The sequence below is a fragment of the Mangrovibacterium marinum genome (assembly GCF_003046625.1).
Lineage (GTDB): Bacteria > Bacteroidota > Bacteroidia > Bacteroidales > Prolixibacteraceae > Mangrovibacterium > Mangrovibacterium marinum.
Map to the genome: position 1 here is coordinate 102,003 of NZ_QAAD01000008.1, position 26,383 is coordinate 128,385.

Sequence of the window (26,383 nt, forward strand, 5' to 3'; positions counted from 1 at the left end):
TACCGTTCATTGTTTGAATAAGATTTAGACCAAAATTATTACTATTGCAACATGATCAATAAAATGAATAGAATGAAAGTGCAGCTGAGCCTGGCGCTGGTTGCTGCAATGTATTTGTTAGTGCCCAATCAGTTGTTTGCACAAAGCTCTACATCAGGAGCGAATGTGGTTTCTACGGCTGTTCCGTTTCTAACAATTGCGCCCGATTCGAGGGCTGGTGCGATGGGGGATGCCGGGGTAGCAACATCGCCCGATATGAACTCGCAACACTGGAATCCGGCCAAATATGCTTTTATAACAAGCGATGCGGGTGTTTCATTATCATACTCGCCTTGGCTTAAGAAATTAGTTAATGATATCAATTTGGCCTATCTGGCCGCTCATAAACGCATTGATGATCAGCAAGTCGTCAGTACTTCCTTGCGCTACTTTTCATTAGGTAGCATTGTTTTTCGGGATTCTTACGGAACGGAAACCGGATTGCAGAACCCAAATGAATTTGCCTTTGATGTGGCTTATACCCGCTTGTTGTCCGAGCAGTTTTCGGGCTCGGTTGCCTTGCGCTATATCCGTTCCGATTTAACCGGAGGGCAGGAGGTGAACGGAGTAGCAACCCATGCCGGCAACTCGTTTGCTGCTGATGTAGCCTTCTATTATCGCAACGAAATGAGTCGCCGCGGACGCGAATCGGTTTTCTCCGCCGGTATTGACATCTCCAATATCGGTAGTAAAATTTCGTACACCGAAGGAGAAACAAAGGACTTTATTCCAACCAATATGCGTTTGGGGGCTGCTTACGAGATGGAACTGGACAATTACAATTCGTTCGCCATTGCTGTAGATCTGAACAAACTGTTGGTACCGACGCCCGATGCTGAGAGCTTTACCGATGATGACGGGACAATTGTTGTTAATTCCGGCTTCAGTCAGGACAAATCGGTGATTGGTGGTATTTTCAGTTCATTCTCAGATGCGCCGGGCGGCATGAAAGAAGAATTGCAGGAAGTGAATGTATCGCTGGGGCTTGAATATTGGTACCAAAAGCAGTTTGCTTTGCGCGTAGGCTATTTCCACGAAAATGAAAATAAGGGGAACCGTAAATATTTCACGGCCGGAGCCGGTTTTAAGTTGAATGTATTTACACTCGATTTCTCGTACCTGCTTCCCACGCAGACCAATAATCCATTGGAAAATACGCTTCGTTTTTCCCTGGCTTTCGATTTCGATAATTTAAGAAGATAATTGATGGTGATACGTGTAGGAATGGGCTATGATGTGCATAGCCTTGCTGAAGGAGAAAGTTTGTGGCTTGGTGGTATTGAGGTGCCGCATACGAAGGGAACGGTTGCGCATTCGGACGGCGATGTGCTGCTGCACGCGATCTGCGATGCCATCCTGGGGGCTGCAAAATTACGGGATATCGGTTATCATTTCCCGGATACTTCATCGGATTTTAAGAATGTTGATAGTAAGATTTTACTTCGGAAATGTTCGCAGTTGATCGCTGAAAAAGGCTACGAGATCGGCAATATAGATGCCACAATTGCCGCACAACGCCCCAAATTGAAAGATTTTATCCCCCGGATGGAAGATACCATTGCCGAAGTTCTTCAACTGGATATGGACGCGGTTTCGGTGAAAGCAACAACCACCGAAAGGCTCGGCTTTGAAGGTCGCGAAGAAGGAATATCGGCTTATGCCGTGGTGTTGATTCAAAAACAATAATAGGATGAAAAAAACAATCGTGATCGGGGCTAGCGAAAAGCCCGAACGTTATTCGAATAAAGCAATCAGGGCACTTCGTCATCATGGACACGAAGTAATTGCAATAGCACCCAGACCTGGTAAGGTTGAAGATGTGGAGTTCGTAACAGCGTCCAAAGAATTTGAAAACGTCGATACCGTAACGTTGTACGTAGGTCCAAAGAATCAACCCGGCTATATGGAATACATCCTGAAGTTGAAACCCAAACGGGTTATTTTTAATCCGGGAACTGAAAACGATGAGTTTGCCGACCGGCTCAAAGCAGCGTCTATTGAACCGGAGATTGCATGCACCTTGGTCTTACTCAGTACCGGACAATATTGATGGAATCTTTTGCAAATAGTCTGCACGAGTTTCAGCAGCTTCTGGCGTCCAACGATGCGGTACTGGTGTATCTTTCAACAGACGAATGCCAGGTTTGTCATGTGCTTAAACCCAAGCTTGAGCGTTTGCTTTGCGAACAGTTTCCAAAGCTTCGGTTGGTGTATATTTCAATTAACGAGCAGCCCGAAATTGCCGGACAGTATCGCGTGTTTACGGCTCCCACAGTACTCGTTTTTTTTCAAGGGAACGAGTATTTAAGGCAAAGCAGAACGATTAGTATTGAAAAGTTTATCACAGATATTTCCCGCCCTTACCGGCTAATGTTTTCATAACTGTCATTTGAAAAGGCGGGAAATAAAACTATTTTAGCATTCACAAATCCTGTGGCGTTTGAAAAGAATTGTTTATCAGTTAGTTTGTATTGTCATTGGTTGCCTGTTTACGCTGAGTAGTAACGGGCAAACAGCCAAGATCGATAGTCTGACGAATCTTATTCCCGGATTAAGGGGGACGGAGCTGTGTCAGGTTTATCTCGATTTGGCCAAAGAGTATAATTTTGTCGATCCCCGACAGGTTATCTACTATGCAAATTTAGCACTGCCTATTGCTGAGCAACAGAAGGACAAAGTGCAGCAAAGTATGGCTTACCAACGACTGGGAGCCGGCTATATCTTTTCCGGAGAATTCGAGCAGGGATATCAGGTTTCGGAAAAAGCGCTCAAGCTGGCTCGCGAAGTTGACGACGGCATGTCAATTATTGGGGCACTTAATGCCATGGCTGCTTGCCACATGAATTTGGGCGAGTATCCCAAGGCGTTGGAATTGTTTCGTGAAGCCTTGACAATTGCCGAGAAAATAGATGCTGTGGAGGCACAGGCTTCCATCGAACTGAATATTGGAGCCGCACTAACCACCCAGGGCGATCGCACCAATGGCTTGCTGTATCTTTTTAAGGCTTTGAAGTACTACGAGAACAGAGGCGACCATCCGACTTTGGCCCGGATACTGAATAATATTGCGGTTAATTATCACTATTGGAAAGATTATAACCGGGCCTTGGATTACTACCTTAAAACCTTGGAGGCCTACCAGTCCATGGATGATCGTGCCGGTCAGATCATCGTTCTGAATAATATCGGTGAGATTTATAAGGACAAACGCGAGTTCGCGAAGGCTGTTGATTTCTTTGACAGGGTGGTGCAAGTGGCCGATAGCTCCGAGCTTAGCACTTTTTACAAAGCGTACGGCTGGGTCGGTTTGGCTGAGGCTTATATGGAAATGGGCGAATTCGAAAAATCGTCCGTGAATGTTAGTCAGGCACTCGCGGTGTTCGAAAAAGTGAAAATGCAGGAGGGCATTGCAACGGCTAACCTGATCCGTGCGCAATTAAGCTTGAAAAATAATCAGCCAGAGGCAGGCCTCGTACAAGTGAATCGCTGTTTGGAAATTGCACAAGCCTCGGGGGTTGTCGACCTCGAACAAAAGGCTTATCGGGTAAGGGCGCAGATCTATAAGATGCAGAATCGCTTCAAATTGGCCTACGACGATGTCGATCGTTATGCGACCATGTCCGATACGCTGTATCGGACTGAAATAGCCGAGAAGTTTGCCGATATCCGCGCGGCTATCGAGATCACCAAAAAGCAAAACGAAATTGAGTTGCTGCAAATGGATAACCAGATTATGGATTTGAAAATCAAAAGGCAACATTCGAGTACGGTCATTTTAATGTTGATTGTGCTTTCGCTTTTTGTGGTGTCCCTGGTGATGTTTGGGTATTTGAAGTCGCGCAAAAGAGTGAATGAATTGCTGACTGAGAAAAACTCGAAAATCCGGATTCAGCACGAGGAATTGATGAAGGTGAACGAAACCAAAGATAAGTTTATGTCGATCATTGGTCACGATCTGCGCAATCCCATCGGTGCCTTCAAAGATGTGATCAGTCAGTTAGCCGATTTTCCGGAGATGTTCACCGACGAGCTTCGGCAACAGATTGTCAAAGAGTTGCGTGAAGAGGCCGAAAGTACCTATTTCCTGCTCGATAATTTGCTCTCGTGGGCTAAAAATCAAAAAGATGCCATCAGCTTTAAGCCCGAAAAACTGGATTTGCGACGCGTTGTTAAAAGCAATATTCAGCTCAATAACCGGCTTTTGGAGGCCAAGTCGATTGCGTTCACAAGCGACCTGGAGGGCGAACTTCTGGCCTTAGCCGATCATAATATGGTGAACCTGGTGCTGCGTAACTTAATCTCGAATGCGATTAAGTTTACGAACGACGGCGGACAAATTCAGATTGTTGGCCGCGAAGAGCAGAATCTGCTGGTTATTTCTGTTAAGGACAATGGCGTTGGAATCGCCGAAGAAGACCTTCCTTTGGTTTTTGATCCCGTTCGGCACCTTTCCACTTATGGAACAAAGCATGAAAAAGGATCCGGCCTGGGCTTGCTATTGTGTAAAGAATTTGTCGAGATCAATGGCGGCACCATCACGGTTGACTCACACAAGGGAGTGGGCAGCACCTTTACCTTCACCCTGCAAAAGCTTACTGGCGAGGATCTTGATTACAGCACGACCGAGTCGGGGAAAGTCAACGGCTCAAAGGTGGTTTAATTTTTCGCACTGCACTTGCCCCGTATTAAGTATTCTTCATCATAAGCCGTTTTGGCCTATCCCGGAAGTTTGGTTTACCTTTTGTAGTAGGCAGCTGGCGGTCTGAAGTGGTGATTTCCCCGAATAAAGGGAGCCGGTAAAGATCAATTTTGCCATATTTACGTTCTTAGTAACAGAAATTAATTTGAAAATTCGAAGAAATATGAAAAAGTCATGGGTCATTGGGGCCGTTATCGTGGTTGTAGCGTTAGTGATTTACTCGTCGGTGAAAGGAACCTATAATAATATGGTGAGTATGGACGAAGGTGTGAATGCGAGCTGGGCACAAGTTGAAAACGTTTATCAGCGACGGGCCGATTTGATCCCGAATCTGGTGAATACGGTTAAAGGTTATGCCTCGCACGAAAAAGAAACGCTGGAAGGGGTGATTGAAGCGCGCTCGAAAGCCACCGCGGTGAACCTGAATGCTGATAATCTGAACCCCCAAAGCTTGCAGCAGTTTCAGCAGGCTCAGGATGGCCTGTCATCGGCATTGAGCCGCTTGATGGTCGTTGTGGAACGATACCCGGAGCTAAAAGCCAATCAGAATTTCCTGGATTTGCAGGCCCAGCTGGAAGGAACAGAGAACCGGATTGCGGTAGAACGCCGAAAATTTAACGAGTCGGCGCAGTCGTTCAATACCTTCATTCGTAAATTCCCGAAGAATATTTACGCCAACTTGTTTGGCTTCGAGAAGAAGGCCTATTTTGCCGCCGAACAAGGCGCCGAAAAAGCACCGGAAGTAAATTTTGAATAAACACAGCAGGATGGCAGTAGCAGATTTTTTTAGCGAAACAGAGAAAAAGCAGATCACCGGTGCAATTAAGACCGCCGAACTGAATACCTCGGGCGAAATCCGGGTTCATGTTGAAGGTCGTTGCAGGGGCGATGTGCTGGATTGTGCGGCTTACTGGTTTGGCAAACTCAAAATGCACCAAACCGAAGCCCGGAACGGTGTGCTGTTTTACCTGGCCGTAAGCGATCGGAAGTTTGCCATTTTGGGCGATGCCGGGATTAATGCCAAGGTGCCGGAAGATTTTTGGGATACTATTAAAGAGCAGATGTTGATCCGCTTCAAGGAAGGTCGTTTTGCCGATGGACTTTCGGAGGGAATTTTATTGGCCGGGGAGCAGTTGAAAGCACACTTCCCCTATCAAACTGATGACGTGAACGAACTACCCGATGAAATTTCGTTCGGAAAAAAATAGATGAGATGAAACAAATACTATTCATAGTAGCACTGTTTGTAGGGCTAACTTCTTTTGCGCAGGATATTCCGGAAAAAACCAACCGCTTGGTGAACGATTTTGCTCAAGTGTTAACGACCGGCGAGGAAAACCAGCTGGAGACGAAACTGGAAGACTTTGCCCGACGCACGTCTACTCAAATTGTGATCGTCACCGTGCCTGACCTGGCTGGCTACGATGCCGGAGATTTTGCATTCCGGCTGGGCGAAAAGTGGGGCGTTGGTCAGGGCGATAAAGATAATGGCGTAGTGGTGCTTTTTAAGCCCAAAACGGCCGATTCGCGGGGACAGGTTTTCGTAGCAGTGGGCTACGGCCTGGAAGCGGTGATCCCGGATGCCATTGCCAATCGCGATATTGTAGACCGCGAGATGGTTCCCCGTTTTAAGCGAAACGATATTTACGGAGGCTTGCAGCAGGGCACGCAGGTGATTATGGCCCTGGCAGCCAAAGAATTTACGGCCGAAGAATACCACGAAAAGGCAAGCGGGAAAGGTGCCGGTTCGGGGATTGGCATTTTTGTGCTGATTCTTTTTGCCTATTTTTTCCTGTCCATCTTCCGCGGACGCCGACGCTATTATACCGGTGGCAGTAACTTACCCTTTTGGTTGTTGCTCGGCAGTATGATGGGATCCGGCAGCCGGCATGGCTCCTGGGGAAATTTCTCCGGCGGTGGCGGCAGCTTTGGCGGCGGCAGTGGCGGCTTTGGCGGTTTCGGCGGCGGTGGCTTTGGTGGCGGTGGTGCCGGCGGAAGCTGGTAATCGCTCCAAAACAGTAAGGAGACTAAAAAGCAAAGGCTAACTGATACGGTTAGCCTTTGTTTTTTCCGCGCACCGACGATGGTGTGCCTGGTGTGGCGGTCGGTTGGTGAGTCGCCGAAAGTGTGTCCTGTTTTTGCAAAGAAAAGATTACAAATGGCCGATAGTTGAACACGAAAGGGCGTATGGTGCCCGATTATGGCTATCTTGGCCGTTGACATTAGAAGAACAACGAAAACTTTAAACCATGTTTAGATCGATTTTATCACTACTTGCCGTCTTTTTAGCCGGCCAGCTTTCTTCCCGGGCTTGTACCAATATTTTGGTTAGCCCCGGAGCATCGAAGGACGGTTCGGCCATGATTGTTTATTTGAATGATGGCGAATGGATTCAGCAATTAACGAAGTATCCTGCTGCGGATCACCCCAAAGGGGAGTGGCTGCAAGTGGGAAACGGAAAAGTAAAGCAAGTGGCCCACACCTACGGCCGTATCGGTTTTCAGATGAATGAAAAACAGGTGGCTATTGGCGAAACAACCTTCACCGGACGCGAAGAACTGTGGAACCACGATGTGTTTCTGAAGTACTGGCACCTGATGGAGCTGGCCCTGGATCGGGCGGCCTCGGCACGCGAAGCAATCGAGGTGATGACCTCCCTGGTTGACGAGTACGGCTACGGCAGTGAGGGTGAATCGTTCTCGATTGCCGACAAGCACGAAGCCTGGATTTTGGAGATGATTGGCGCCGGTGCTGACCAGAAAGGAGCCGTATGGGTAGCCCGTAAAGTTCCCGACGGAATGATCTCGGCGCACGCCAACCATGCACGTATCGGTGAATTTCCGCTGGACGACCCCGAGAATTGTCTGTATTCCGACAATGTGATCTCGCTGGCCACCGAGAAAGGCTGGTACGATCCGCAGCGTGGAGAACCTTTTCGCTTTAACGAAGTGTATTGTCCGGCAACTCCGGCAACCCTGCGCTATTGCGAATCGCGTGTGTGGAGTATCTTCCGTAGAGCAGCTCCCTCGCAGCATTTTTCGCCCGACTATCATCGTGGGGTGGTAGGAGCCCAGGCTTACCCGTTGTTTATCACGCCCGACTATAAAATCGGTGTTGCCGAACTGGCCGCCTTGGTTCGCGACCACTACGAAGGTACTCCCTGGGATATGACTAAAGGCCTGGAAGCCGGCCCCTACGGAACGCCCAACCGTGATCGTCCCCTGACCTTTCAGGTGAACGGTGAGGATTGTGCCTGGGAGCGCCCGATTTCGAATGTGAATACAGCCTTCTCGTTTATCAGTCAGAGCCGTGCCTGGCTGCCCGATGCCATTGGCGGACTGATGTGGTATTCGCCCGACGATACCTACACCAATTGTTATACGCCTTTCTACCCGGCTATCAGCGAAATTCCGGATGCATACGCGCATGGCGATCAGGGCAAGTTTTCGTGGCAGTCGGCCTGGTGGGCTTTCAATTTTGTGTCCAATTATATCAACCTGAAGTACAGCTATATGATTGACGATGTGATTCCGGTGCAGAAACGGTTGGAAGATGCTGCCCTTGCCCGGCAGGATTCCGTTGAACAGGCAGCCTTGAAACGCTACAACAGCGATCCGGCAAAAGCCATCGACATGCTTACCGGCTATTGTTCGGCTACAGCCAACCAAGTTGTGGACGAATGGCGCAACCTGGGACAGTTTCTGATTATGAAATATATTGATGGCTATATTAACGATGAACGAGGATCGGCGCAACGTGCTCCTTATCCACAGGAGTGGTACGAGCGTGCGGTGAAGGATAAAGCCAGTCTGAAAAATGCCGTGTGGGAAGAAGATGCCGAAAGCAAAGAGCCACGCAGTTATTAAACCGATTTTGCGGTTTGAGGATAAAGCCTGTAAAATTTAAAAAGGCCGTCGGTTTGAATACCGACGGCCTTTTTTATAGCGTTTGTTGATGTATTAATCTTCAGCGCCCACTTCCACATCCATAATGTCTTTGTCAACCAAAATGCGACCACAGTATTCGCATACGATAATTTTTTTGCGGTTGGCAATATCCATCTGGCGTTGAGGTGGGATTTTGTTGAAGCAACCACCGCAGGCATCACGTTGTACCGTTACAACAGCCAACCCATTGCGGGCATTTTTGCGGATACGTTTGAAGGCTGTTAACAGGCGAGACTCGATCATGCTTTCGATTTTTTCGCCTTTGCTTTTCAGCTTTTCTTCTTCAATTTTAGTTTCCGCAGTAATCTCGTCCAGTTCTTTTTTCTTGCGTTCCAGGTCCTCTTCGCGTTCCGACAGCTGTTTTTTAGAGCTTTCAATCGTTTCTTTTTTCGATTTCATCTCCGCTGTGAACTCTTTAATTCGTTTTTCCGACAGTTCGATTTCCAATTTTTGGAATTCGATTTCCTTGCTTAACGAATCGTATTCGCGGTTGTTGCGAACATTGTTTTGTTGTTCGGTGTATTTCGCGATCAGTGCTTCTGATTCTTTAATGGCAGCTTTCCGGTTTTGGATTGAAGTTTCCAAATTTTGTACATCATCCTCGAAATTGCTGACACGAGTGCTCAAACCAGTAATGTCATCTTCCAGGTCCTGAACTTCCAAAGGAAGCTCCCCGCGTAAGGTTTTGATCTTGTCGATTTCGGAGGCAACAGTTTGTAATTCGAAAAGTGCTTTCAGCTTCTCACTGATTGGCACGGTTTTGTCTTCTTCGCGATACTGTGTATTCATATTTAGAATGCTGTTTTGTTCTTTTTAAATCAGATAGTTAATCGGGTTGGTATTCACAGCCGATAAACGAACGGCAAATTTAGGGAATTTTTTTGTAAGTAATTCATAAAAAACTTCTTTAGTGAATTGTTCGCTTTCGAAGTGCCCGATATCGGCGATCACAATTTTCCCCTCGGCCTCGAAAAACTGATGATATTTCATGTCGCCGGTAATAAAAATGTCGGCTCCCGAGCCAATGGCCTGACGGGTCAGAAAACTTCCGGCGCCACCGCAAACCGCTACCTTTTTTACTTTTCGTCCGCGTAAAGGACTGTGGCGGACAAGCTCACATTGAAATTGTTTTTTGGTAAACTGCAAAAACTCGAGCTCCGAAATTGGTGTTTCCAACTCGCCAAGCATGCCGGCACCAACTTGTTCAAAAGCATTGTCCAGCGAATAAATATCGTAGGCCACTTCCTCGTACGGGTGGGCTTGCAGCAAGGCCGAAATAACGGCACCTTGCAGGGCTGCCGGAAAGATGGTCTCGAAGCGCACTTCCGGCTCCTGATGCAGTTTGCCGGGCTCACCAACAAAAGGCGTGGTCGATTGGTTACCACGAAAACTGCCCGTGCCCGGCACGCTGTAGCCGCAGGAATCGTAATTGCCAATATGACCGGCGCCAGCCTTAAAAATGGCTTGCTTAACCTGGTCAGCTTGTTCCAGCGGAATGAACGTGACCAGCTTTTTGAGCTGTCCTTTAACCGGCGCTAAAATTTGGCAGTTTTTGAGCTGCAACTTCTGGCAAATCTTGCTGTTTACCCCACCGTGAACGCTGTCCAGGTTGGTGTGTGCCGCATAAATGGCAAGGTCGTTTTTGATGGCTTTCATCACACAGCGCTCCACCTCATTTTTGCCGTTCAGCTTTTTCAATCCTCCGAAAATCAGGGGGTGGTGAGCAATAATCAGTTGAAAGCCGCCCCCGATGGCTTCGTCGACAACCGCTTCGGTTACGTCCAGACAAATCAGGGCCTTTTCAACTTCGTCGTTGGGCTTGCCAACTAAAAGCCCGGCATTGTCGTAGCTCTCCTGGTAGGCCAGCGGGGCAATCGATTCAAGATAACGTGTAATTTCTGCTATTTGCATAGGTCGTGCAATTGGTGATGTTGTAAACAGGTTACTCCGAACGCCACTTTAGTTTAGTTCGTCGCGGATGTCGATCAGCATTTGGCGGATGGTCTTCAGCCGATCAACCAACTCGTGATTGTCGACTGTTTCCTCCTTGTTGTCTTTCAGCTTTTGCTTGGCTCCTTTAATGGTCAGGCCCTTTTCTTTCACCAGATGATGAATCAATTTTAAATGTTCCAGATCATCGTTGGTAAACAGCCGGTTGCCTTTTTTGTTTTTGAAAGGCTTCAGAACATCAAACTCCTTCTCCCAATAACGAATGTGCGAAATGTTTACATTAAACATCTTCGCAACTTCGCCAATGGTGTAGTATATTTTTTCTATTTGGGGCTTTTTGTAGGGCACGGATCCAAAAGGTTAATCCATCGACTGGCCGGTGTTCGACGACAAGGCAACCATTCGGTCGTATTCTTCCGGAGTCAGATCTTTAAAGTAGTAGAACTGCGGGTTTACCGCTTTGCCGTTTTTGTGTACTTCGTAGTGCAGGTGCGGACCGGTTGATTTGCCGGCGTTGCCCACGTAACCAATTACACTGCCGCGTTTCACTTTTTCACCAACTTTTACGTTGAACTTGCTCATGTGGCCATACAGGGTTTCGTAGCCAAAACCGTGGTCGATAATCACCCAGCGGCCATAACCGCTTCGCGATGTTTTGACGGCCTTAACTACGCCGTCGCCGGTGGAGTAGATTTCGGTTCCGATTGGAGCCGAAAAGTCCATCCCGTAGTGGAAGCGGCGAATCTTGTAAACCGGGTCGATGCGGAATCCCCAGCCCGAGGCTGTTCGTTTCAGGTCTTTGTTGGAAACCGGCATGACCGCCGGAATACTGGCCAGCATCTTTTCTTTGTCCAGCGCCAGTTTTACCAGCTCGTCGTACGACTTGGACTGCACGTAGGCTTGCTTGGAGATAATGTCCAGCTTGCGGGCTGTCTTAATCACCAGTTCCGAGTTGTCCAAACTTTCCAGCTGGGCATATTTATTAATCCCTCCAAAGCCTGCTTTGCGCACGGAGGTGGGAATCGGGTCGGCTTCAAAAATTACCCGGTATAAATTATCATCGCGTTCCTGAAGGTCGGTCAGCACTTTATCGACATCTTCCAGGTTCTTGTACATCAGTTCGTATTGAGTTTCCAAACGCTGATTTTCGCGTTTCAGCATTTTGGTTTTTGGGGTTTCGTAAAATTGCAGGAAGATCACCGTCATGGCAATGCTCATCACCAGACTGACCGAGAAAAACAAAAGCAGGCGCGATAATTTGGCTTTCAGGTTGTGTTCAACCTTTACGTAATTCAATGTTTCGGGGTTGAATTTATACTTTGCTTTTACCATATAAAAACCAATTTCTTTTTGACAAGTGTAACAAATTTAAGTAAATAATCTAACTTTGCAAGACTTTTAAATCGAGCTGATTTGATAAGTTGCAAAAGTAAACTTTTGTTGTGGTAACGCAGCTCGATGATTACGCAAATAGAGCTTTTTAACAAAAATTAAAACTTAGCAGAAACGATGGAAATGAATTCCAAAGCGATTCGGAAAGCTTTTCTGGATTTTTTTATTTCAAAGCAACATACAATCGTCGATTCCGCTCCGATGGTGGTGAAGAATGACCCGACACTGATGTTTACCAATGCCGGGATGAACCAGTTTAAGGATATCTTTTTGGGGAACGAACCGGCAAAATCGACCCGTGTGGCGGATACCCAAAAGTGTTTGCGTGTGAGCGGTAAGCATAACGACCTGGAAGAGGTGGGGCACGATACCTATCACCATACCATGTTCGAGATGCTGGGAAACTGGTCGTTTGGCGATTATTTTAAAACTGAAGCAATTGACTGGGCCTGGGAGTTCTTACACGACAAAATGGGAATTCCGGCCGATCGGATGTATGCTACCGTTTTTGAAGGAAGTAAAGACGATAAGCTGGATCTGGATGAGGAAGCCAAAAATTTATGGTTGAAGCACCTGCCGGCCGATCGTGTGCTGCACGGTAATAAGAAAGATAATTTCTGGGAAATGGGCGATACCGGTCCTTGCGGCCCTTGCTCCGAAATCCACGTCGATCTGCGCGACGATGACCAGCGGGCTTTGATTCCCGGCGCCGAGCTGGTGAATAAAGACAATCCCCTGGTGATTGAAATCTGGAACCTGGTGTTTATTCAGTTTAACCGCAAGGCTGACGGTCGTTTGGAAGACCTGCCGGCTAAGCATGTGGACACCGGAATGGGCTTCGAGCGCTTGTGCATGGTGCTGCAAGGCAAAAAGTCGAACTACGATACCGATGTTTTCCAAACCATTATTGGCGAAATTGCCGCTCTTTGTGGTATTCAATATGGCGACAACGAGAAGAGCGATATCGCCATGCGCGTAATTGCCGACCACCTTCGGGCCATCTCCTTTGCCATTGCCGACGGACAATTGCCATCGAACAACAAGGCCGGTTATGTGATCCGACGGATTTTGCGCCGTGCGGTGCGTTATGGCTATACCTTCCTGAATTTCCGCGAAGCCTTCATCTACAAATTGGTTGAAGCGCTGAAAAACAATATGGGCGATGCTTTTGCCGAACTGGGCGCTCAGCAACAGTTGATCGAAAAAGTGATTAAGGAAGAAGAAGAAAGCTTCCTGCGTACTCTTTCAACTGGTATTAAATTGCTGGACGAACTCATCGGAAAAGCCAAGGCCGACCAAAAAACGGTTATCGCCGGTAAGGATGTGTTTACGTTGTACGATACTTACGGTTTTCCGCTGGACCTGACACAGCTGATTGCTCGCGAAAATGGCATGAGCGTTGATGAAAAAGGTTTCGACATTGAAATGGCCGAACAGAAAAACCGCTCGCGCAGTGCTGCTCAGCAGGAAACCGACGACTGGGTAGAGCTGATGCGTGTTGATGCCACCGAGTTTTTGGGCTACGATCGTCTGCAAGCTGATGTGCGGATTGTTCGCTACCGTAAGGTAACGCAAAAGAAAAAAGCATACTACCAGCTGGTTTTCGACCAAACTCCATTTTACGGCGAGTCGGGAGGCCAGGTGGGCGACTGCGGTTATATTGAAGCCAAAGGAGTGAAAACGCCTGTTTTCGATACCCAAAAAGAAAACAACCTGATTGTTCATCTGGTGGAAAGGCTGCCGGAAGATCCCGAGCGTACCTTCCAGGCGGTTGTTGACGCCAACCGTCGCCAGCAAATTGCCAACAACCACACCGCAACGCACTTGTTGCATGCGGCCCTGCGCGAAGTGCTGGGAACTCATGTGGAGCAAAAGGGCTCGCTGGTGAACGCCGATCATCTGCGTTTCGACTTCTCGCATTTCCAAAAGGTAAGCGACGAGGAATTGCAGCAGGTTGAACAGCTGGTGAACGAAAAGATCCGCCGGAATGCAGCTCTGGAAGAAAGTCGTGCCGTACCGATGGATCAGGCCAAAGAGCTTGGTGCGATGATGTTGTTCGGCGAGAAATACGGCGACAAGGTGCGGGTGATCAAGTTTGGCGAATCGGTAGAGCTTTGTGGCGGAACCCATGCGCAGGCAACCGGTCAGATCGGGATGCTGAAGATCGTTTCGGAAAGCGCCGTAGCAGCTGGTATTCGCCGTATTGAGGCAATTACTGCTGCCCGTGCCGAGAAATATGTCAACGATCAGCTGGACTTGCTGAAGCAAATTAAAGATGCGCTGAAAGGATCGAGCGATGTGCTGGCCGGAGTATCGGCCTTGATGCAACAAAACAACGAGCTCTCGAAGCAAATTGAAGGTTTCCAGCGCGAAGGCCTGAAGATTGTGAAATCGAATTTGAAAAGCAAAGTGCTCATGGAGCGCGGCGTCAACATTATTGCGGCTAAAGTGGATCTGGACAATGCTGCGCTCATTAAAGATTTGGCCTTTCAGCTGAAGGCCGAAGTGGACGATTTGTTCCTGGTTGTGGGCGCCGAGGTAGCCGGAAAACCTTTGTTGACCGTGATGATCTCGGATAAACTGGTTGCCGAAAAAGGCTTGCATGCCGGTAAGATTATCCGCGAAGCAGCCCGCGAAATGAAAGGCGGCGGCGGTGGTCAGCCCTTCTATGCTACGGCTGGTGGTAAGGATGTGGCCGGTTTACAGGCTGCAATCGATAAAGCTTGTTCATTCCTGAATTAATTCAGCGAACATAAACAATATGCAGGGTGTCCCGAACAATCGGGCACCCTTTTTTTTGAAAGTCACTTTGGGTGATGTGGTTTCCAACCGCATCGGGGATGCCTTGAATTGCGATTGAGCTTGAATCAGGAGCCACTACTCACTTTGTAGCAAACTTGTGTTAATGGGCGTTGTTCCAAACCCGACTGCTTTTTCGATTTTACGTTTGATCAACGCGGATCTTTTGTCCTACCGGACGGGTTTTACGCTTTCAGCAATGGCTTTAGCCATTCAATACCGATTAGCTTCAAAAGTGTCGCATCCTATCACTTCGTTCCTATGCTCCTTTTTCAGTCTATCGGCATTATACTGTCCTATTTCAGAGCATAAATTAGCCTTTAAAACGGTATAATTTGGGTAGAACAAACGATAACACGAAGATTGTCCCGTCCCGTACGGGACGGAATTTTACCCGCGGAAATGCCAAAGCTACCCAAATGTCATCCCTCCGGGATTGCACGAAGCTTTCCGTTTGATTTCGACCTCTTAAGAAACATCACGCTGTTTCTTTTCTTTATAGCATTTTCGAATGTGAACACTCGATAAAAATAGGCCGGTCACCTCCCAACTTTTTGGCATTGATCGAAACGCCTTCTTGCTTGTTGATGGCGTTTTAGGACGACAACCCGACAACTCGTGACAACCCGACAACTATAATTTCAGCCTTTCGCTTAAAGCTCGTGCTGAAAAATACGACTATTTGCGAAGCGCGAAGGGGATGAGCTGTTTGTTTTGCCAGCTTTTGAAAATCAGAATCAGGCCGCAGGCTACAATCAAATACGATGCGCCAATGATGGCCGTGTAGTTCACCGTTTTTCCCGAATCGATAGCGGCACCGCCGCTCCAGGCACCAAGGGCATTACCCATATTGAAGGCGATTTGCAGAAATGCAGCGCCCATCATCTCGCCTCCGCGCGAGTTTTGCAGAAGCATAATCTGGGTTGGCGAGGACACGGCAAAAAGCGAGGCCGCCGCAATCAGCAACATGGACAGGACAATGGGCTGAACGCCTGCAAAAAAGAAGAGCACGGTCATGGCCAGCGCCGCGATGGCCTGGATGCTGCTTAACACCGAGGGCATATCGTATTTGTCGGCCAGGCGACCACCCAGCAGGTTGCCGCTAACCATGGCTAAGCCGCAAAGCACCATAATCCAGCTCATCGAGCCGGTACTAAAGCCAGCCACACCGGTCATCAGCGGGTTGACATAGCTGTACAGGCAAAAAACGCCGCCGTTTGCAAAAGCCGTTGCGGCAATCAGCAGCCAGGGCGACAGGTTTTTCAGAAAGGCAAACTGCCCTTTCAGCCCGTTGTTTGGCAAGGCATCCATCCGGGGAAGCCAGCGCAGCATGGCCAGCAAATTGAAAATTCCCCAGCAGCCGGTAAACAGAAAGATCAGGCGCCACGAGGTTAGGTTGCTTAAAAAAGTTCCGAGGGGAACACCAATCAGGTTGGCAACGGTCATCCCGGCCACCATCAGCGCCATGGCACGGGCGCGTTTGCCTTTGTCGGCCAGCTTTTCGGCAACAATGGCGCCAACGCCAAAAAAAGCCCCGTGCGGAAGTCCGGAGATAAAGCGCATGACGAAAATAGCCGCGTAGTTGGGCGAGAGGGCCGTGAAAAAATTCCCCACCGCGTAGAGCGATACCAGCACCAGCAAGATCTTTTTTAGCGGATAGCTGCGGGCAATGAGCACCATTAGCGGGGCTCCCACGCATACCCCCATGGCATAGGCCGAAATTAAATGCCCCGCCTGCGGAATGCTGACTCCAAAATCGCGCGCTACGTAGGGGAGAATTCCCATCATCACAAACTCGGCCATCCCTAGTCCAAAGGTGCCGAACGACAGCGTTAGCAAACTTTTCTTCATGCTTTATGTTCCTGCGCGACCAACTTGCAACTGGTCGTGTTTTCTGAATTTGTTTCCGCAGCAAAATTACATCGGCTTTTACAAATCGGTTGGTGTGCAGTGGACAGTTTCCCCGAAATATAGCGCAAACTTAATGGTGATTTTCGGCTGTGGAACCAGGGCGAAAGGCAACCGATCGCCTGGGGCGTGACTGCCTCCAAATGCGAAACATCCTTATCTTTGCGCGTGTTATTGAAGTTGACAAAATGACAAAATAGAACGCATGCGAAAAATCACAGCTTTTGTTTTTACAACACTCAACGGTTACTATAAAGGAGCCAACAACGATCTGGACTGGCACAGTAACGGAGCCGAGGAAATTGAATATGCCCAGAACAAACTGCAGGAAGGCAACACCTTGCTGTTTGGCCGCAAAACTTTCGAAATGATGCGTAACTTTTGGGTGACGCCTATGGCTTACGAGCTTTTTCCGGCCGTAGCCCTGCGTATTAACCAAACCGAAAAACTGGTGTGCAGCAGCAGCCTGAAGACCACCGACTGGGCCAATACCACAATTCTGGATGGCGATATTGTTGCTCAAATTCGTGCGTTGAAAGCCACCGAAGGCAGCAACATCACCCTAATGGGCAGCGCCAGTTTGGTAAAGCAACTGGCACAGGAAAACTTAATTGACGAGTTTGAATTGATGGTCGACCCCGTGGTGCTGGGCCAGGGCGAAACGCTCTTTGAAGGTATCGGCAAACCATTGAATCTGCAGATCACCGAGGCACGCCTGTTTCGCGAAAGCGGCGTGTTGCTGCTCTATTATAAAAAGGCCGACGATTAACAGCCTGAACGGTCGTGGTCGGGCGTGGCCCTTTAACGCAATTGCCCGAAGGCGAGTTGGTGGCGACAGAAACGATCCGAAATCCTTGCCGGTAAACTGCAGGCAAGGATTTTTTTCGGAGAAAGTCCCTTCTGCTTTTCCTTTCTATCTAATGTACCCACCCTGGCCGTCCCTCGCGAGGGAGGGAAATTCCGACTTTGTCGGAATGGGAGGGTCAATCTAATTCAAAAGAATCCACTTTCCTCCCTGTTGATGCTTCCCCGAAATCATGCAGTTTTTTGTGCGGAATAGCGCAACTCTGCAACCAGGAGCGAGAAGAGATAAACAAAATGTGATTTGTAACATATTTTTTGCATTAGTATTGTTCGTAGTTTTAGCTTGTTCATTAACTACTACTGCTACTCTAAAATATGTATAATGACTTTGGGCGATACTTATTGCAATATGTTGTATTAATTAGGAGGATATTATTGGGCTTGGGCTTGATATTACTTACTAATTGTATGCAATGCCCGGTGGATGTAGAATCGACGGGCAAATTACAGACAGCCCGTCAAACGCTAAGCTTCGCTGATCCTGATTCCTTGTTGAAATTTACGGGATATTTTATGCATCAGAAACCGGATAGCGATATTGTAGCCGCTCAGTTTCCGGAATACGCTGATTCGCTTTACACCGGCATGAAGATCATTCCATTTCGCTTTCAACAAATAGAAGACTCAACTTACCTCGATTCTTCCTTCTTTAGCACGAACTTGAAACTAGCCCGGCAGGCCTTAACTAGTTCCCCATGGAGAGAAAAGATTAGCGAAAATGACTTTGATGAGTATATATTGCCCTACAAGATTGATGACGAGCTGGCAGACAACTGGAGAGCGGTTTTGTACGAAAAAAATCAACTGCTTCTAAAAACCAATCCCCAGTTAAATAATGCCGATAGCCTCTACGCCTACCATACGAAAAAAACTTACTTTGCATTGCGCTCCTCAAACCAGTTTGGTCACTACTATCCGGCGCAAGCAAACTATTCCTGGCTTAACCTAAGCCGCGAAGGCGACTGCGCCGATCGCTGCCGATATGTTATATACCATTTACGGGCAGCCGGTTTGCCGGCAACTTACGACTACATACCAAATTGGGGAAACCGTCCCAAAGCACAGCATACTTTTGTTGGATTGGCGAATAAGAAGCAACAGCTGAAAAAGCGGTTAGAAAATAGCAATGATACATCCAAGCTTGTCGATGATTTTAATGCAGCGATGACTTCAAAGTACAGGCCTGTTTTTTCGCAGGGTGATGTTCCGTCGAATTTAACCGTCCAATATGAAAAGACCATTCCTAAAGTTTACCGGCAAACCTGGAGTAAACAGCCACGAATGGAAGATCTGGTAACATCTGTTCCTAAGGGTCAAATCTATGAAAAACTACTTCGTACAAATATGCTGGATGTTACGGATCAATATCTGAAAACGGCAGATGCGTCGGTTTGGCAACGCCCGTTCGGCCAATGGGACATGGCTTACCTCGCAACCTTCGATATTAGCGGGTGGACTCCTGTAGCTTTTGCCCAATTTGGTTGGTGGGGACAGGCCAGATTTAAATCGATGGGGAAAAATATCCTCTATCTACCCATGGTCTGCAAAAATCAAAAATTATTGCCCGTTGCTGTTCCATTTATTCTGAACAATAATGGTGATAAAAAGGAATTGAACTGCAACTACGACCAGAAAATTGATATGCGACTTATTCGTAAGTTTCCTCTTTTTTCCTACACGGCGGCGCATGTTGTCGATTTAAAAGGCTGCATCGTATATGGCTCTAACGATTATCGGTTTGGTGAAAAAGAAAAGCTTGCCGAGATTGATTATTATCCTTTTTTCATGGATGAGATTGAGATACATAGCCCTAAGAAGTACCGCTATGTAAAAGTTGAAGCACCCGACGGGAAGTTGATTCGTTTAGCTCAGCTGGCTTGTTATTCCGATAGTGCCGATACTCCTGTTCTCCATAATGATGTGCGGTACTTAGCAGGTAAAATAAGAGGGCACTATGGACATCTTTTCGATGGCGACTTAAATAGCTATACCCTTGGACGAATGTTTTTGGTCGATCTTGGCGAGCCAGTTCGACTTTCCGCAATCCGGATTTGCCCACGTAACGACACCAATTATATTATCCCGGGTAATCAGTACGAGCTGTTTTACTGGGACAACCAATGGCAATCGGCCGGAAAACAAACAGCCACCAATTATTTTCTGGAATACCGTAATGTTCCATCCGGCACTATTTACTGGCTCCGTTGCCTGAACGGAGGCCGGGAAGAACGCATATTCACCTACGAAAACAATAAGCAAATATGGTGGTAGCTTACTGCACCAATAAAAACAAAATAATATGAATACCAGCTAACTGAATCTCACACTAACCTGAAACTTAAAGTAAACCAAGTTGCCGGTTACGGAAAACGGAAAAACAAAAAGAAGCCTCCAACTCCCGAACGCCGAAACAGTTCAAAAAAGCGGAGACTTCAACCAATTTTAATCTCGAAGGGGAAGATTCTAGCACAATCTCCCCTTCAACTAAAACACACGAAAATATGAAATTTAGATGGAAAAACAGCAGCTTGCGCTTTAAAGCCAGTCTTTGGAGCGTCGTTGTTTTGTTTAGTTTTGTTGCCATACAGGGATGCTCTAGAGAGGATGATCTGGTTGAGCAAGTACAAACAGTATCGCAGAAATCAATGCTGATCGATTCGCAGAATTGTTTTGAAGAACTGGTTGTCCAGAATATGGAAAATACGGATCTCGATTTTGAGCATACTTTATACCCGGGAGAGTACACGCCGCAGTGGGATGAAGCTTACAGTTCAACGGCCAGTGGTTATGAATATATGAATGTTCCAATACTGAGCGAATATCAATTTTCTGTACGGAAAAATATAGGGACTCTTGAAAGTCCCAAGACAAGGCATGTAGGTGCAGAACAGCTGCTTAGTTTCCGCAAGGCTAACGCAACCGGCAACATGCAAGCCATGTACCTCACTTTCGTGCCCACCGCATGGTATTTCGACCGAAATAAAAACAATGTCATCGAATCATTCTACACGAATGAGAACAATGGAAATTTCTCCGGGTATATTCTTTATAGTTCAGCAAGAAATCTTAATTTGCAGATAGTCGAATGCTATAAGGATGGTCTCATGATAGAAAGAGCAACCAGATCAACGATGAACCTAGCCGATTTCATCTCTCTGTTCGGTCAAATGATAAATAGCGATGTTTTTATTAAGAACGCGAGATTCCGATTGAAGTCAAGCACGGAGGGCGAAGATGACACTGCAGCTCATGTTGATCTTGGAGAAGTAGAAGTTGTCGGCGATGCGCCAGACGAAGAAGAAGATTCGACAGATCCTGATTGTGGTTATGCCGGAACAGACGACGGTAGCGGTTCTGAATATGGCAGTTCCGGATATGGTACTGGAGCAGATATACCTGAAGGTGGCTCTTCCGGTGGCGGTGGTGGTAGTAGTTCTAGTTCCAATAATAATGTTGAAGGGACCCCTGGGGGGAGTTTTCCTTCACCAATCATAAAACACGAGTACACAGTTTTGGTTGTTAACGGAAAAACATATGTATTGGTAAAAGGTAATTGGATTTTACAAGCAGGAACAGAAGGGCAGGCAAAGAGCGTCAACGGAACTGACTACATATATTACAACGGACGTTGGCGTCCCATGTATAGTCCAAGTGTCGATGTTTTAAAACAGTATTATACGGCTGAGGCATATAAAGAGTTAATAAAAGGAGGAGTGGCATATTGGGCAGGTGCTGGATTATCTTATTCAGGGGTTGGAACTCTTATGGCTTTACTTGTCGGAGGTGGAGAGGCGGGACTTACTGATGCCAATTATTTCATGAGTCGTTATTATACAGAAGGAGAAAGAAGCTCCATCTATCAAAAAGCTGTAGAATTAACAAATCAATTAAGACTGGAAGCAGGAGGTTTAGATGAATAGTATTTGGAATCGAATAAAGTTAGCTATAACAGCCCGGGAACGGAAAGAATGGAATAAAGCGAAAGATATGGGTTTAAAACGTTATTTTTTCATTAATGGAACCTACAAGGGAACTTTAGTAGGGCTATTCTGTTTATGTCTCGATTACATAAGTAGCATCAACTTTCGTTTCATGTCTATTGATCTTGAAACATTATTTCGAAAATACCTGGTATGGCTTCCTCTTGCAATTTTACTATTCATATTAATCTTAGTACTTAGCTATTATAATTTCGAAAGCAAATACGGTAATGACGAAACAAAGCAGTAATTAGCCATGTAAAGCTGCTATTTGTAGAAATCACTTTGATAACAAAATTCTGCCAGCTATATGAGCTGGCAGAATTTAACATCATGCGTAATTATTAAACAAATGCAGATACCTATCAAACTTCAAAAGCTTTTAGTCGGAAGTTTATTCCCAGTAGCTTTTCTTCTTCAGACAACAATAACCGGATTCTTACAGACTCCCTTGGTTACTACTATTTTTGCGCTTTGGGCTGTTTTTATGTTTATATTGGTATTACTTGCAAGCTTAATCAAAAACAAGCGGGAAACGATAAATATAAATCTATTTGACCTGATTGCAGGAAGCTACATCACCTATCGATTTGCTGTCGGTTTCATGAATAAAGGGAGTGATTATTTCTCCTCTCAGTTTATTGGAGAAGTGGGCATTTGTTTGGTCTACCTGATCATCCGAATAAAAAGGGATTTCTGCAAACCTGTTATTTGGTCGTGTTTGTTTGTTGGTTTTGCTGAAAGCGTACTGGCCATGCTACAGGCGATGCATTTGTTAAATAGTAGTCATGTATTTTTCAACATGACCGGCACGTTCAGCAATCCAGGACAATTGGGCGGTTTTGTTGCTATTCAGCTATTCTTGGTAGGGCATTTAATCGAAAAGTATTGGTCGCGGACTTCCCGATTATTCAAAGTCCTCCTGCTTTCTTTCGCATTACTACTAGTTTCAACCCTCCTTTTAAGTCAATCGCGGGCGGCCTGGCTCGCTGCAATCGGTGGTGGCATTTACGTCCTGTTTTCCTACATGAAGAAATCTCACATAAAACTCAAACCTCAACAATTGAGAGCCATTCGTACCCTCGGCCTTAGCTCTATTGTGCTGCTGATTGTGCTGCTCTACCATTATAAAAAAGACTCGGCCGACGGCCGTTTGCTAATTTGGCGGGTAACTCTGGATATGATCGCCGATCATCCGGTCTTTGGGAGCGGGCCTGGTACATTCTCTGCCAATTACTTTACATATCAATCTAATTATTTTGCGACCAATCCAGATTCCCGTTTTCTATTGCTGGCAGGCAACCCATCGTATGCCTTTAACGAGTTTTTACTAGCTGCGGCGGAATTGGGTGCCGTGGGGCTAGGATTTCTACTGTTAATTATCATTTCAGTATTTAACGCAAAGCGGGAGGTGAAGGAGGATGTATTCCTAAAAGGTGCATTCCTGGCCTTTTGTATTTTTGCCTTCTTTTCCTACCCTTCCTCTGTATTTATGCTGGCGGTTTTACCGGCGGTATTGTTGGCTATCATGTATTCTCCTTCGTTAATTAAAATGTCTTTTCCATGGGGCATGCAGTTAGTAGTGATCGCTACATCTGTTGCAATCGGTATCATTACATTGAACCATCATCAATTGCTAAAGAACGCAAGTCTACAATTGCAGATTGTAGCCTCAGCCAAAGATGCGCAACCGACAAGTGCATGTTTTAACCTTAGATCCAACTATTCCAGATTAAAGAATGAACCTAACTTCCTGTATCCCTACGCTTATTACTTTACTGAAAAACTAACTCATTCGGAGCAGATAAGCATATTGGAAGACGCAAGCCAAATAGTTCCCTCCGTTGAAATCTTATGCAAGCTGGGAAAGCAGTATCAGAAAATACATCAATATTCAAAAGCAGAACAATGTTTTACTTTGTCGGCAAATGTTGTTCCGGCGAGAATTTTACCCAACTACTATTTGTTCGAACTTTACAGAGAGCAGGCAGATACAATTTCAGCTTCAAACATCGCAAACAAGCTACTGAATCAGCCTGTTAAAATTGAAAACACCGAAACTATCAAAGCAAAAGCCAAAGCCAGAACCTTTTTAAAACAAACTGCAACCTGCCCCAAAACACATCCCGTTGCCTGAACGAAGGCCGGGAAGAACGAATTTTTACCTACGAAAACAATAAACAAGTCTGGTGGAAAACACCGCAACCAAATAAAAACCAAACTCCCATGAATACCAGCTAAACGAAATACAAACTAACCGGCTTCCAAAGTAAATCAGGCTGCCGGTTACGGGTATGGGAAAAACAAAAAGAAGCCTCCAACTCCCGAACGCCGAAACAGTTCAAAAAAGCGGAGACTTCAACCAATTTTAATCTCGAAGGGGAAGATTCTAGCACAATCTCCCCTTCAACTAAAACACACGAAAATATGAAAAATAAATTTTCAACCAGAGATATCATAACACCTGTTTTAAGCCTTCTCCTGATTTCTCTACTTCTTTTTTCTTGTCAAGAAGATGACATTTATATGGAAACTCCTTCATCCTCGGACTTTTTAACAATTACGGGAGGCATAGATACGCCCGGGACACTATACGATCCGATCAATGCAGAGATATACAGAAGAGCATTTCAGAGAGTGTTATCTGTTTCCAAACAAACTGAAAACCAGGTTGAATTTCTTATCGATTCTGGGTCGGAGATTAATATTTCGGAAGAAATCTACAAAAAAATCTCTTCTCATTTAATAGAAGTCATTAGTTCTGGCAAAGTAGCAATTGTAGAGAGGAATGGGATAAATTCGCTGGTTCGTAGCCATGGCGTTTCATTATCGAAAGTACGTTTAAAGTCGGGGAGTACTGAGTCCGAACCGTATGCAAGGGGAACTTTGTCGGAAGGCGATAATATTTCTCAAAATGTAATGAATGGGCTCAAAGATTATGCAGCTAATCCTGATGCTTTCGCAAATACGAATGACATTTGGGATCTATCTTCCGGCAACTTTCCTGCTTCTTCAAACTATAAGATGTCAGGTGGCTTCACTTACAAGGGGTATAGTTTTAGTTACTTTGTTGGCAATTCATGTGAAGCATGGGATCAGCTTGGGAATTGCCCAGACAATGACATCAACACAAATCAAATAACCCGGGAGGCAGGTGGGACCTATCATTTCTCAATCGATAATACCATGCAGCTACCGATTGCGAATATTAGCACTTCAGATCCAAAGGGATTCGAGGTTATGAAAGAGTTTTTGGGTTGGTGACCCGCTGTTTAAACTGAAAAAAGTTAATACCTCAGAGTAATCTTCAATAAGTTTGCTCTGAGGTTCTAGGTTAAATTAAACTTGCTACCAATGAAATATGTTAATCCGAGGTTTGTGATCGTTTTAACCCTTACTTTCCTTCTACTTCAATCAAAAAGTGGAGGAGCTCAAAATCATAGAAGTCTAATTTGTGAAATGGACTCCTTTTTTCGTCAAACGCTAATTGTCACTTACGGTGAACTTGCAGACGAACAGCTCTATTTGAAGTTTTTTTCTGACTATATTGAAAAAAGAGGAGTTGTCCGTTTGAATATCGACCGTGAAGAATTGAATAAAATCAATAAGTCATTGTTTATTGATCGTGTTTATACCTATTTTTTTCCGAAAATAATTTTCGCAGATGAATTTGAATCTCTTCCGGCAGATGAGATAAGAAATAGTCTTATTTTTTTGGGAAAGAAAGATAATTTGCTGACTAAATATGGAGTGTACTTGACCGGAGAAGGTTATATCGAGGATCTTAAAATCAGGAACCAAAGTAACCCATTCGTTTTTGAGTTGTACGAATATCGCAAGTTGACAGGAATTGTGTCTTATTTCTACTGTGCATATTTTGTTATGAATAACCCAGGTTGTCTAAAGGTGCAGTCGACCAGAGACCTGATAGCAGTTATTTTTTGGAAGTTCCTGTGTGACCAATCCGAAATAAGATTTTACCTGACCAGACATGAATCGGAATAGGCCTGCTCTACCTCTTGAAGTATTCTTTCTTGCCCTCTTTACCGGGAGTGTATTCCTCACTTCCGGTAAATTTGTAAACACAACCAATAGCCCCAAGTTCTACTTTACGGTTTCGACATTACTTGTTGCGCTCATCTTTTTTACCGCGTTTGATTGCAAATCCTGACCAGCCACCCCGAGCAATGTTGGTGCATATCCGGAAGAGCGGGTTTGGGCTTGCTTTATAGCTCGTCTGCATTTCAGCTATTCTAAAGCTCTAAACTTTGGAATAGCTGAAATGTTTTGTTAAAAGAAAAATCCCAAGGCGATAACAGCATGAGAGTCTTCCTGCTGCAGCAGCATATATTCGAGCGTCAAGTTGAGGTGCTTTACCATTTTGGCTCCAACCCGCACTGAGCCCCCAAAGTAATCAAAATCAACTAGTCCGGCACCGATACCTCCATACAGGTCGAAATTATGTTTTTTGAAAAAATGATAGTTCGAAATAATAAAATCGGTATCAACTTTATTATTGTCGTCGGTATCGCTGCTGATTTTTAGAACAGAACGTGCTGTTTGAAAGCCAAGGTCGATAGGAATTGATTTTAAGTTGTACCGATATTCGAATCTTAAGTAAGGGCCAATTCCCCCGTTGTTATAGAGATTGTTATCGGCACCGAAAGTCATCCCTAACCCAAACTCAATATCACTCCGCTTGAATTCTTTATTTTTTTCTTGTGCTTCTGCCGAAATCGCAAAAGCAATTGCTACAAACAATAATGCTATTTGTTTCATGTTTTAAATATTACGTATTATTTTTT

The 26,383-nt window shown here is 45.8% G+C and carries 22 protein-coding genes; 16 read left to right on the plus strand and 6 right to left on the minus strand.

Going from position 1 to position 26,383, the window contains the following annotated elements:
• Positions 1-63 precede the first annotated feature (63 nt).
• The 9 genes from porV (at position 64) to C8N47_RS09645 (ending at position 8,604) form a co-directional block, all read left to right on the plus strand.
• Positions 64-1,242, plus strand: coding sequence for a type IX secretion system outer membrane channel protein PorV (porV, locus tag C8N47_RS09605; protein ID WP_107822414.1), 1,179 nt, complete (start codon positions 64-66; stop codon positions 1,240-1,242).
• A 3-nt stretch (positions 1,243-1,245) separates the two neighbouring features.
• Positions 1,246-1,725: a 2-C-methyl-D-erythritol 2,4-cyclodiphosphate synthase gene (gene ispF / locus C8N47_RS09610; RefSeq protein WP_107822335.1), complete on the plus strand. Its 480-nt coding sequence runs from the start codon at positions 1,246-1,248 to the stop codon at positions 1,723-1,725.
• A gap of 4 nt (positions 1,726-1,729) precedes the next feature.
• Positions 1,730-2,089, plus strand: a complete 360-nt coding sequence (locus C8N47_RS09615; RefSeq protein ID WP_107822336.1) for a CoA-binding protein — start codon at positions 1,730-1,732, stop codon at positions 2,087-2,089.
• Complete coding sequence (locus C8N47_RS09620) at positions 2,089-2,421, plus strand: thioredoxin family protein (RefSeq protein WP_107822415.1); 333 nt, start codon at positions 2,089-2,091, stop codon at positions 2,419-2,421. Before C8N47_RS09615 ends, C8N47_RS09620 begins: the two co-directional genes overlap by 1 nt.
• 58 nt (positions 2,422-2,479) lie before the next feature.
• A complete protein-coding gene (locus C8N47_RS09625; protein ID WP_107822337.1) occupies positions 2,480-4,699 on the plus strand; it encodes an ATP-binding protein in 2,220 nt (739 codons plus the stop codon).
• Positions 4,700-4,901: 202 nt separating this feature from the next.
• Entirely contained in the window at positions 4,902-5,495 is a 594-nt protein-coding gene (locus tag C8N47_RS09630; RefSeq protein ID WP_107822338.1) for a LemA family protein, read from the plus strand.
• Between the two features lie 10 nt (positions 5,496-5,505).
• Positions 5,506-5,946, plus strand: a complete 441-nt coding sequence (locus C8N47_RS09635; protein ID WP_107822339.1) for a TPM domain-containing protein — start codon at positions 5,506-5,508, stop codon at positions 5,944-5,946.
• A gap of 5 nt (positions 5,947-5,951) precedes the next feature.
• Positions 5,952-6,743 carry a TPM domain-containing protein gene (locus tag C8N47_RS09640; protein WP_107822340.1) on the plus strand — a complete coding sequence of 264 codons (792 nt, stop codon included), beginning with the start codon at positions 5,952-5,954 and terminating at the stop codon, positions 6,741-6,743.
• 244 nt (positions 6,744-6,987) lie between these two features.
• A complete protein-coding gene (locus C8N47_RS09645) occupies positions 6,988-8,604 on the plus strand; it encodes a dipeptidase (RefSeq protein ID WP_107822341.1) in 1,617 nt (538 codons plus the stop codon).
• A gap of 93 nt (positions 8,605-8,697) precedes the next feature.
• Here C8N47_RS09645 and C8N47_RS09650 read toward each other — a convergent pair whose 3' ends face one another.
• Genes C8N47_RS09650 through C8N47_RS09665 form a run of 4 tightly spaced genes read right to left on the minus strand, consistent with a single transcriptional unit; the run spans position 8,698 to position 11,967 of the window.
• Positions 8,698-9,474, minus strand: a complete 777-nt coding sequence (locus tag C8N47_RS09650; protein ID WP_107822342.1) for a zinc ribbon domain-containing protein — start codon at positions 9,472-9,474, stop codon at positions 8,698-8,700.
• A gap of 24 nt (positions 9,475-9,498) precedes the next feature.
• Entirely contained in the window at positions 9,499-10,596 is a 1,098-nt protein-coding gene (locus tag C8N47_RS09655) for a Nif3-like dinuclear metal center hexameric protein (RefSeq protein ID WP_107822343.1), read from the minus strand.
• Between the two features lie 48 nt (positions 10,597-10,644).
• On the minus strand, positions 10,645-10,983 hold the full coding sequence (locus C8N47_RS09660) for a MerR family transcriptional regulator (protein ID WP_107822344.1): 339 nt from the start codon (positions 10,981-10,983) through the stop codon (positions 10,645-10,647).
• A gap of 12 nt (positions 10,984-10,995) precedes the next feature.
• The gene (locus C8N47_RS09665; protein ID WP_107822345.1) at positions 10,996-11,967 is read right to left on the minus strand and encodes a M23 family metallopeptidase; all 972 of its coding nucleotides are present in this window, start codon (positions 11,965-11,967) and stop codon (positions 10,996-10,998) included.
• A 183-nt stretch (positions 11,968-12,150) separates the two neighbouring features.
• Between C8N47_RS09665 and alaS the strand changes: the two genes are divergently transcribed.
• The gene (gene alaS, locus C8N47_RS09670; RefSeq protein WP_107822416.1) at positions 12,151-14,769 is read left to right on the plus strand and encodes an alanine--tRNA ligase; all 2,619 of its coding nucleotides are present in this window, start codon (positions 12,151-12,153) and stop codon (positions 14,767-14,769) included.
• Positions 14,770-15,504: 735 nt separating this feature from the next.
• Here alaS and C8N47_RS09675 read toward each other — a convergent pair.
• On the minus strand, positions 15,505-16,677 hold the full coding sequence (locus tag C8N47_RS09675; protein ID WP_107822346.1) for an MFS transporter: 1,173 nt from the start codon (positions 16,675-16,677) through the stop codon (positions 15,505-15,507).
• A gap of 262 nt (positions 16,678-16,939) precedes the next feature.
• Between C8N47_RS09675 and C8N47_RS09685 the strand changes: the two genes are divergently transcribed.
• From C8N47_RS09685 to C8N47_RS09715, 6 genes are all read left to right on the plus strand, one after another.
• Positions 16,940-17,503: a dihydrofolate reductase family protein gene (locus C8N47_RS09685; protein ID WP_107822348.1), complete on the plus strand. Its 564-nt coding sequence runs from the start codon at positions 16,940-16,942 to the stop codon at positions 17,501-17,503.
• Positions 17,504-18,111: 608 nt separating this feature from the next.
• A complete protein-coding gene (locus C8N47_RS09690; protein ID WP_146161492.1) occupies positions 18,112-19,869 on the plus strand; it encodes a hypothetical protein in 1,758 nt (585 codons plus the stop codon).
• Positions 19,870-20,099: 230 nt separating this feature from the next.
• Positions 20,100-21,518 carry a hypothetical protein gene (locus tag C8N47_RS09695; protein ID WP_107822350.1) on the plus strand — a complete coding sequence of 473 codons (1,419 nt, stop codon included), beginning with the start codon at positions 20,100-20,102 and terminating at the stop codon, positions 21,516-21,518.
• A gap of 370 nt (positions 21,519-21,888) precedes the next feature.
• Positions 21,889-23,715, plus strand: a complete 1,827-nt coding sequence (locus tag C8N47_RS09705) for an O-antigen ligase family protein (protein ID WP_107822352.1) — start codon at positions 21,889-21,891, stop codon at positions 23,713-23,715.
• A 290-nt stretch (positions 23,716-24,005) separates the two neighbouring features.
• Complete coding sequence (locus tag C8N47_RS09710; RefSeq protein ID WP_146161493.1) at positions 24,006-24,842, plus strand: hypothetical protein; 837 nt, start codon at positions 24,006-24,008, stop codon at positions 24,840-24,842.
• 90 nt (positions 24,843-24,932) lie between these two features.
• Positions 24,933-25,583, plus strand: coding sequence for a hypothetical protein (locus tag C8N47_RS09715; protein ID WP_107822354.1), 651 nt, complete (start codon positions 24,933-24,935; stop codon positions 25,581-25,583).
• A 285-nt stretch (positions 25,584-25,868) separates the two neighbouring features.
• On the opposite strand, the gene C8N47_RS09720 is transcribed toward C8N47_RS09715, so the two are convergent.
• Positions 25,869-26,357 carry a hypothetical protein gene (locus C8N47_RS09720; RefSeq protein ID WP_107822355.1) on the minus strand — a complete coding sequence of 163 codons (489 nt, stop codon included), beginning with the start codon at positions 26,355-26,357 and terminating at the stop codon, positions 25,869-25,871.
• Positions 26,358-26,383 lie beyond the last annotated feature (26 nt).